Source organism: Streptomyces sp. MK37H, from assembly GCF_018035285.1.
GTDB classification, from domain to species: Bacteria; Actinomycetota; Actinomycetes; order Streptomycetales; family Streptomycetaceae; genus Streptomyces; species Streptomyces endocoffeicus.
On sequence record NZ_JAAAYH010000765.1, the window covers coordinates 1 to 2,033 of the forward strand.

General features: G+C 71.3%; 1 protein-coding gene, 1 tRNA gene and 1 pseudogene. All 3 read left to right on the forward strand.

Going from position 1 to position 2,033, the window contains the following annotated elements:
• Window positions 1-1,421: metallophosphoesterase (locus tag GWI24_RS43665; RefSeq protein ID WP_210951557.1), on the forward strand; the 1,421-nt coding region annotated here is incomplete at its 5' end.
• A gap of 81 nt (window positions 1,422-1,502) precedes the next feature.
• A tRNA-Glu gene (locus GWI24_RS43670) sits at window positions 1,503-1,578 on the forward strand.
• A gap of 169 nt (window positions 1,579-1,747) precedes the next feature.
• Window positions 1,748-2,033, forward strand: a pseudogene (locus GWI24_RS43675) (hypothetical protein); the annotation flags it as partial.

Here is a 2,033-nt window from a genome sequence, read left to right on the forward strand (position 1 = left end):
CCCTCGTCCGCGCCGCCGGGCTGGCCGCCGTGACCGTCCTCGGCGCCTGGATCGGACTGCTGGTGGTCGGCAGCGTCCGCATCTCCGTGGGCCCGATGGACACGCGGATGGCGCTGCGGCCGTCCCTCACCGGCGGCACCAAGATCAATGTGGCCCCGCTGGGCGCGCTCGAGCTGAACAGCCACCACGCCCCGCTCCGCCTGGACGTGGACGTGGACCGGCTCGACCCCATACGGTCCCAGGCCCTCGTCGACCACCCCGAGCGGCTCTCCGGGCTCCAGGACGAGGTCGCGAGCGATATCACCCGCGGCACCCTCGGCCTCGCGGTCCGCTCCTGCGTCGCCGTGGTCTTCGGCGCCACCGCGCTGGGCCTGGCGGTCTACCGCCGCCCGCGCCGGGCGCTGACCGCCGGAGGGCTCGCACTCACACTGCTGACCGCCTCCGGGGGCGCCGTCTACGCCACATGGAACCCGAATTCCGTACTGGAGCCGCGCTACTCCGGGCTGCTCTCCAGCGCCCCCTCGGTGGTGGGCAACGCGCGCAGCATCGTGACCGACTTCGACGTCTATCAGCGAGAGTTGGCCCGGCTGGTGACCAATGTCACCCAGCTCTACGAGGCGACTTCGACGCTCCCCGCGTACCAGCCCGATCCGACCACCATGCGGGTGCTGCACATCTCGGACGTCCATCTCAATCCGGCCGCCTGGCACATCGTGCAGTCGCTGGTGCGGCAGTACAAGGTCAGCGTGATCATCGACACGGGCGACACGATGGACCACGGCACCTCCGCCGAGAACGGCTTCCTCGACCCCGTCTCCGACCTCGGCGCCCCCTATGTCTGGGTGCGCGGCAACCACGACTCGGCGTCGACCCAGCGCTACCTCGCCAAGCGCAAGGGGGCGCATGTCGTGGACAACGGCGATGTGATCACCATCGCCGGGCTGCGGATCGCGGGCATCGGCGATCCGCAGTTCACCCCCGACCGCTCCGCCGCGGCCGCCGGTGACGCGGCCGAGCACAGCGCCGGACGGCAGCTCGCCGAGGCGATCCGGGACCGCAAGGCCGCCGGCGCCCCGGCCGACATCGCCCTCGCCCACGACCCGATCGCCGCCCGGGAGACCGACGGCACCGTGCCGCTCGCCCTCACCGGTCATGTCCATCACCGCCGTACGGAGGTGCTCCCCGGCGGCACCCGGCTGATGACCGAGGGGTCGACGGGCGGCAGCGGGCTGCGTGCGGTGGACGACGGCACACCGGACAAGGTGCAGGCGTCGGTCCTCTATCTGGACCGGGACACGCGACGGCTCCAGGCGTGGGACGAGATCGATCTGGGCGGTCTGGGCCTGGCGAAGGCCGAGGTCAGCCGTCATCTGCCGGCCGAGAACCGCCCGGGGGCGACATCGACGCCCACCACTCCGTAAACCGTTTTGGCGAACCTCACCGGCATCCCATATGCTTCTCGCGTCCCCGAAAGCGCCGCAAGGCGCCCAGGTGGGCCATCGGCCCTCATCGTCTAGTGGCCCAGGACGCCGCCCTTTCAAGGCGGTAGCACGGGTTCGAATCCCGTTGGGGGCACCACCTTCTTTGAGTCACCGCAGGTCGGAACGTACCTGCCGGTGACTTTTCTCATGCGCGCCGCACACCGGCCCCGCGGCTCCCGCACCTCCCGGAATGTCTCCCTCCCCCACGCGGTTGTACGTACGCAACGGCACCGGACCCGCCGCAGGCCCCACGCGAGGGAGCGCAGATGACCGTCCAGGACGTCGACCGGGTGAGCTTCGCCGAGGAGTGGGAGCGCTGGCACCGCGCCCATGAGCAGGCGCTCGCCGATCCCCACGGATTTCTCGCGATCACCAGCCTGCGCTGGCTGAGCCCGGACCCGACCCGTTTCGAGGACGCTCCCGGGGCCTGGTCCAGCGGCCCGGAGGGCGTGGTGGTCGAACTCGCCGACGGCGAGGAACTGACGATCGACGGCACGGCGGTGCACGGGCGGTACGTCTTCGGGGCGATCGCCGAGCGGGGCAGCCTGTACG